Source organism: Bradyrhizobium sp. (assembly GCF_049691595.1).
Lineage (GTDB): Bacteria > Pseudomonadota > Alphaproteobacteria > Rhizobiales > Xanthobacteraceae > Bradyrhizobium.
Genome location: NZ_JBAVNZ010000238.1, coordinates 1 through 7,133 on the forward strand (window position 1 = coordinate 1; position 7,133 = coordinate 7,133).

Consider the following 7,133-nt stretch of genomic DNA (forward strand, 5'->3'; position numbering starts at 1 on the left):
ACGCGATATTTGCCGGATCTTTCGATTCGGTCACGCAAGGCCAGGCCAAATCCCAGCACGAGATTCTTCTCGGTTTCGCCGCTGGCCTGGGTGCCATGGTCGATGCCGCCATGACCGGGATCGATCACGATCAGCGGCCGCGTATCCGGCGGCCCGGCGGGTTTCGCTGCGGCTGCCGCGGCAGAAACAGCCGCGGCATTGGCGTCTGCGATGACCGGCCGCAACTCGGGCCGGCTTTCGGGGGCGAGCGACTGCCCGAAGTTCGCGCGATCCACCTCTTCCAGATCGAGCACGAGCCGCGGCGGCTGGCCGTTGGCGGCCTCCAACATGTAGGACTTGGTGATTTTCGCCGGACCCGTGAGGTCGAACACGATCCGCGAACCGCCCGGCATCACCAGGCCATAGCGAAACGCCTTGATCAGCCCGCGTCCAACGCTGCCGGTGCCGGCCGCGAGTTGAAAATTGACCTGAGGAATATCGATGACCACGCGATAGGGCTCGGCCAGCGTGAAAGCGCGAAACTGGATGGACCTGTCGAGATCGAGGATGAATCGGGTCTGCTTGCCGTCACCGGCCAGGCGCGCATCCACTGCAACGGGAAAGCTCGCGGCGGATGGCGGGCTCGGCGGAGATTCTTCGGCTGCGCAGGGAACGATGGTTTTGGCGCACGCCAATGCTGCGGCGCACAACAGACCGAAACCCAACAACACTCGGTGATTTGCGCGTTTAACCACGATTCGATGTCTCCCAGCAGCCTTTTAGCGCATTAGAACCACAGGGTTAATCGCACCTTAGCGTGGCGAGGGCAAATAAGGCAGAGTGTTGCCGCGCTGCGACGCTCGGCTTGCGCGCGACGGCCAATCCACGTATGTACGGGGTGCTGACGGCCATTAACTCCCGGTTGTGTCGCGTTCAGCCTCCCGGTGCAGCGCCGGAACCTTCGAAGCCGAAGTTTCCTGCGTCTTTCCCGATCCCTCCACAGCCAGCGCCGCGCGCGGCTGACAAGGAGCGGCGGTTTCGAGCCCGAGCGGCGTCCGGTCCCAGGTACTATCTTGCTCCAGGGACGGTTTAAGACACGGCAGAACTGATTATCCGGACCGGAGAAACGGTCCGATATGCGATGGTCGGCGGGCGCTTTGGCGCCGCGCCGGGCCTTCAGCGAAAAGACAAGGCGGTATCCATTTGCCGCCAACATGTTCAGACGGGCCGACGCTTGATGCGCCAGACTGAGTTGCCGACCAAGATCCAGGGAACGATCGCGCCGAAGCGAGGCGAAAGCTTCGCGCGTCGCAATGTTCCGGCGGGATCTCGTTCGGCGCGGCGCCCAGGTTTGCGTTTTGGCCTTCCCCTCACCCCCGAATCAGGTGGACCGTCGCGTCACCGGGCCGCGCAATTTGCGCGCGCCATGCCACGCGCCCGCCGCCGTCAAGAGCTCCAAAATGCCCAACAAGATGTTGATCGATGCGACCCACCCGGAAGAGACCCGGGTTGTCGTAGTCCGCGGCAATCGCGTCGAAGAATTTGATTTCGAGACCGCCCAGCGCAAACAATTGCGCGGCAATATCTACCTCGCCAAGGTCACGCGCGTCGAGCCGTCGCTGCAGGCGGCCTTCATCGAATATGGCGGCAACCGCCACGGCTTCCTTGCCTTCAGCGAAATCCATCCCGATTACTACCAGATCCCCGTTGCCGATCGTCAGGCGCTGATCGAGGCGGATGAACGCGCCCATCGCGAGGCCGAAGAAGAAAACGAAAACCGCACCAACCACCGCCGGCGTTCCCGCCATCGCAATTCGCGCCGCCGCGGCCATGGCGACCGCGTCCAGAGCGACATCGTCGAAAACGCTGGCGTCGATCTCGCGCAGGCCGCTCAGCCCGATCAAGGCCAGCAACACGCGGAAGGCTTCCACGCCGAACAAGGCCACGCCCACCCGCACGACGCCGATCACCATGACGCCGATGCGGAGCATCATGACCACGCGGCTGATGCGGAGCGTCATGACCATGAGGCTCATGAGCATGCGCGCGATCACGACGATTCGCACGACCACGGTCATGTCGCGAGCGAGGCGGCGGCGCACGACCATGACTCCGATCGCGCGGTTTCGCCCATCATTGAGGCATCCGGTACCGCGTCCGCGGAAGCCCACGAAGACCACGCGCATGACGAGCAGGCCCATGCGGAACACGCGCGCGAGAATGCCGCCCATGCCGATGACGCTCCGCATGCCGCGGACGACGGCAACGGGCAGCACGAGCACGCCGGTGAAACGCAGGCCGCCCCAACTCACGATGAGCATGCCGCCGAGCCGCGTGGCGACGAGCACGACGACGATGATGACGACGGCGAAGAAGAGGAAGACGAAGTCGTCGAATCCGTCGGCGGCGACGACGTTCTCGAAGAGGTTCCGGAGCGTGCGTTCCGGCCGCGGCGCCAGTACAAGATCCAGGAAGTCATCAAGCGCCGCCAGGTCATGCTGGTCCAGGTCGTCAAGGAAGAGCGCGGCAACAAGGGCGCCGCGCTGACGACGTATCTGTCGCTGGCCGGCCGCTACGCGGTATTGATGCCGAACACCGCGCGCGGCGGCGGCATCAGCCGCAAGATCACCTCCGCGCAGGACCGCTCGCGCCTGAAGGAAGTGGTGCAGGATCTCGACGTGCCCGAGGGCATGGGCATCATCCTGCGCACCGCCGGCGCCTCGCGCACCAAGCCCGAGATCAAGCGCGACTTCGAATATCTGATCCGGATGTGGGAAACCGTGCGCGACATGACACTGAAGTCGCAGGCCCCAACCCTCGTCTACGAGGAAGGCTCGCTGATCAAGCGGTCGCTGCGCGACCTCTACAACAAGGAAATCGACGAGATCCAGGTCGCCGGCGAGGCCGGTTACCGGGAAGCGCGCGACTTCATGAAGATGCTGATGCCCTCGAACGTGCGGGCGGTCAGGCAATATCGCGACGGCCAACCGCTGTTCTCGCGGATGGGCGTCGAGAGCCAGCTGGACGCGATGTTCTCGCCGACCGTGCAACTGCGCTCCGGCGGCTACATCGTCATCAACCAGACCGAGGCGCTGGTCTCGATCGACGTCAACTCCGGCCGGTCGACCCGCGAGCATCACATCGAGGATACCGCGCTCAAGACCAACCTCGAGGCATCAGAGGAAGTCGCGAGGCAGTTGCGGCTGCGCGACCTCGCAGGCCTGATCGTGATCGATTTCATCGACATGGACGAGAAGCGCAACAACCGCGCGGTCGAGCGCAAGCTGTCTGACTGCCTGCGGCAGGACCGCGCGCGAATCCAGGTCGGACGCATCTCGCATTTCGGCCTGCTCGAAATGTCGCGCCAGCGCATCCGCGCCAGCGTGCTGGAGAGTTCGACCGAGCCCTGCTCGCAATGCGGCGGCAGCGGCCACGTGCGCTCGGTGTCTTCGGTGGCGCTGCAATTGCTGCGCGGCATCGAGGAAATCCTGATGAAGGGCGCGACCCACAATCTGGTGGTGCGCACGCGAACCGACGTCGCGCTCTACGTCCTCAATCACAAGCGCGGCCATCTGCGCGATCTCGAAAGCGCCTTCAAGGTCTCGCTTGCGGTGGTCGCCGACCCCTCGGTGAGCGGCCAGCAATCGTTCATCATCGATCGCGGCGAACAGGTGCATACGCTGGAAGCCGCCAAGGCCCTGCTCGCGGCGCAGGCCGCGGCCGCGCCGTCGCAGACCGAAGATGCCGATGACGACGAAGAGCCGTTCGATATCGAAACCGAATCGGAAATCGAAACCGAAGAAACCGAAGGCCTGGCCGACGAAGCGGCAGCCAGCGAAGAAGGCGGTGGCGAAAGCGAGGCCGACGGCCAGCGGCGCAAGCGGCGGCGGCGGCGGCGTGGCCGCGGCGAGGCGCGTGAAGGCGGGCCTCCGCGTGACGACGGCGACGCCGTACGGGTTGCGCCCGAAGCGGCGGAAGGCGCCGTTGCAGACGAAGGCGAACCCGACGACGACGAGGCCGAAGAACAGTCTGGCTTCGCGCGCAACGACCAGGGACCCAATGGCGAGCGGCGGCCGCGTCGCCGCGGACGTCGCGGCGGACGCCGCCGGCGCGGCGGCGGACCGGAGGATGGTCTCCTCGGGTCGATCGTCGACGAGCTCGGACCGACATCGGTTCCGGAAGCGGCCGACGCGGTTGCCGATTTCGACGGCGGCTCACCCGAGCCCGTCACGTCGCTGGTTCTGCCCGAGCCGGTTTCGCAGCCAGCCGAGCTTCAACCGGCTGACCACGCCCGGCCCGAGCCGGTCGGCGTGTCATCGCCGGAGGAGACCGCGCAGGAGGCCGAAAGAGCGGCGCGCCGGCGCTCGACCGTGCGCGAAAAGGTCAGTTTCCTGACCAGCGCCCAGCCAGACCTTCCGGCGCCGGTCGTTGACAGCCGGTCCGAGCCGGCACCGGCCGCCACCCCAGCCGAGCCCGGCTCCGCGGACGCCGGTGACGGCCAGCCGCGCAAGGCGGGATGGTGGTCGCGGCGCTTCGGCGGCGAGTAGCCGCCCAGCTTGCAAACGAAAAACCGCCTGGCAGAACCAGGCGGTTTTCTATTGCATCAAGGCCATCGTCAGCCGGTCGTGATCGCGGTCTCGATGTCGGTCGGGTCGATTTCCTTGTTGAGGCCGGCCTGCAGCATGTCGTGATCGAGTTCGCCCTCCCACCACGAGACCACCACGCAGGCGACGCCATTGCCGCAAAGGTTGGTGAGCGCGCGGCATTCGCTCATGAACTTGTCGATGCCGAGCACGATGGCCATGCCCGGCACCAGACGCGGATCAACGACGGCCAGCGTCGCCGCCAGCGTGATGAAGCCCGCGCCGGTAATGCCGGACGCGCCCTTCGAGGTCAGCATCGCCACCAGCAGGATGGTAATCTGCTGGCTGAAGCTGAGGTCGAAACCAAGCGCCTGCGCGATGAACAGGGTTGCGAGCGTCATATAGATATTGGTGCCGTCGAGATTGAACGAATAGCCGGTCGGCACCACGAGGCCCACCACCGGTTTGGAACAGCCGAGCCGCTCGAGCTTTTCCATCAGGGACGGCAGCGCGCTTTCCGAGGATGAGGTGCCGAGCACGATCAGCAACTCGTCCTTGATGTAGGCCAGGAACTTGAAGATCGAGAACCCGACAATCCGCGCGATGACGCCGAGTACCACGAACACGAACAGCGCCGCCGTGACATAGAACGTGGCGATCAGGCCCACCAGGTTCAGGATGGCGCCGGTGCCGAACTTGCCGATGGTGAAGGCCATGGCGCCGAAGGCGCCGATCGGCGCCACCTTCATCACGATGGCGATGACGCCGAAAACCCCGTGCGCCGCGTCGTCGATGAAGGCGCGCAAGGTGTGGCCGCGCTCGCCAAGCCCCATCAGGGCAAAGCCGAACAGAATCGAAAACAGCAGCACCTGCAGGATCTCGCCGTTCGCAAACGCGCCGACGACAGTGTCGGGGATGATGTGCAGGAAGAAATCGACGCTCTTCTGGGCCTCGGCCTGCTTGGCGAAACCGGCCACTTTCGTCGCATCGGCCATGGCGCCGCCGAAGCCTGCGCCCGGACGCACCAGATTTCCGACGATCAGTCCGATGACCAGCGCGAAGGTGGAGACGATCTCGAAATAGATCAGGGCCTTGACGCCGATGCGGCCGACCTTCTTGGCGTCCTGGATATGCGCAATGCCGGAAACCACCGTGCAGAAGATGATCGGCGCGATCACCATCTTGATCAGCTTGATGAAGCCGTCGCCGAGCGCCTTGATCCAGTCGTTGGTCGCGTAAGTCGGCGCGAGCCAGCCGAACAGCGCGCCCAGCACGATCGCAATCAGCACCTGAATGTAGAGAATCCTGTACCAGGGTTTTGCCGCGGAAACCGGCGCCCCCGTTGCAATCGTTGCCGCCATGACATTCTCCCCCTGCAATCGCGAGTTCTGCCCGTTGCTGTCGCGCCGACGGCAATCTCGCCGGCCACAGCCAAGATCAATTAAATCAGCCGAGTCAATGGCACATCGGGCGTGGTCGGCGGTTGAATGCGGCGCGCCGGCGGATCGAGCGGGAGCAACCGGACTATCGGAGCCAACGTGCAAGTCGCGTCACCGCCTCGTGCATCTCCTCGGCCGAACGCGCGTAGGAAAAGCGGACGAACGACCGGCCATGGAGCGGATCGAAATCGACACCCGGAGTTGCCGCGACGTGGGCCTCTTGCAGCATCCGGCCGGCGAATTCAAAACTGTCCGACGTGAAGTCCGAGACATCGGCATAGAGATAGAAGGCGCCGTCCGCCGGCAGGAACTTGCTGAGGCCGGCCTTCGGCAGGCCCTCGATCAGAATCCGGCGATTCTCCTGGTAACCGCGCTTGATCGCTTCCATCTCGTCGCGGCCTTCGAACGCGGCTTCCGCGGCAATCTGCGACAGCGTCGGCACCGAGATCGAAAAATTCTGCTGCAGCCGCTCGATCGGCCGCACCAGCGGTTCCGGCACCACCATCCAGCCGACCCGCCAGCCGGTCATGCAAAAATATTTCGAGAACGAATTGATGACGAGCGCCCGCGGCGACAACTCGGCCGCGGTTACGGCGGGAAACGCATAATCGAGACCGTGATAGATCTCGTCGGAAATGAAGCGGATGCCCGCGCCTTCTGCCGCCCCCATCAGGCTGGTCAGCGCCTCGCGCGACATCATCGTTCCCGTCGGATTGGCGGGGCTGCCGACCAGGACGCCCTTCAGCGGTGTCTTCCGATGCGCGGCCAGCAAGGCTTCCCCGGTCAGCGCGTGCCGGTTTTCGCCCGATGTCTCGATCAGCACCGGCTCGCAGCCGAGCGCGGTGAGGATATGACGATACGGCGGATAGCCGGGCACGGTCACCGCAACCCGGTCGCCCGGCTCGAACATGGCCAGAAAGGCCAGGATGAACGCACCCGATGATCCCGTCGTGATCACGATTCGCTCGCCATCCACGGCGCAGCCGTAAGTCTCAAGGTAATGTCTCGCAATGCGCGCCCGCAGCGAGGGAATGCCGAGCGCCGAGGTGTAGTCGATCCGCGCCCCGTCGAGCGCGGCATGGGCGGCCGAAATCGCCGCCTTCGGCGCCGCAGCCCAGGGTTGCCCGACTTC

General features: G+C 65.0%; 4 protein-coding genes. 1 reads left to right on the forward strand and 3 read right to left on the reverse strand.

What is annotated here, in order from left to right:
* The coding region (locus WCE35_RS10730) for an AMIN domain-containing protein (RefSeq protein ID WP_424593314.1) at window positions 1-734 on the reverse strand (734 nt) is incomplete at its 3' end.
* Window positions 735-1,439: 705 nt separating this feature from the next.
* Here WCE35_RS10730 and WCE35_RS10735 point away from each other — a divergent pair.
* Window positions 1,440-4,526 carry an Rne/Rng family ribonuclease gene (locus WCE35_RS10735; RefSeq protein ID WP_424593315.1) on the forward strand — a complete coding sequence of 1,029 codons (3,087 nt, stop codon included), beginning with the start codon at window positions 1,440-1,442 and terminating at the stop codon, window positions 4,524-4,526.
* A gap of 68 nt (window positions 4,527-4,594) precedes the next feature.
* Here WCE35_RS10735 and WCE35_RS10740 read toward each other — a convergent pair whose 3' ends face one another.
* Both WCE35_RS10740 and WCE35_RS10745 read right to left on the reverse strand, forming a co-directional pair.
* Window positions 4,595-5,923, reverse strand: a complete 1,329-nt coding sequence (locus tag WCE35_RS10740) for a dicarboxylate/amino acid:cation symporter (protein ID WP_424593316.1) — start codon at window positions 5,921-5,923, stop codon at window positions 4,595-4,597.
* A gap of 163 nt (window positions 5,924-6,086) precedes the next feature.
* On the reverse strand, window positions 6,087-7,133 hold a 1,047-nt coding region (locus WCE35_RS10745; RefSeq protein ID WP_424593317.1), incomplete at its 5' end, for a pyridoxal phosphate-dependent aminotransferase.

What these genes read in the sequence shown, in the direction of transcription:
- WCE35_RS10735 (WP_424593315.1), top strand. Translation starts at nt 1,440, where the DNA reads ATGCCCAACAAGATGTTGATCGATGCGACCCACCCGGAAGAGACCCGG.
- WCE35_RS10740 (WP_424593316.1), bottom strand. Translation starts at nt 5,923, where the DNA reads ATGGCGGCAACGATTGCAACGGGGGCGCCGGTTTCCGCGGCAAAACCC.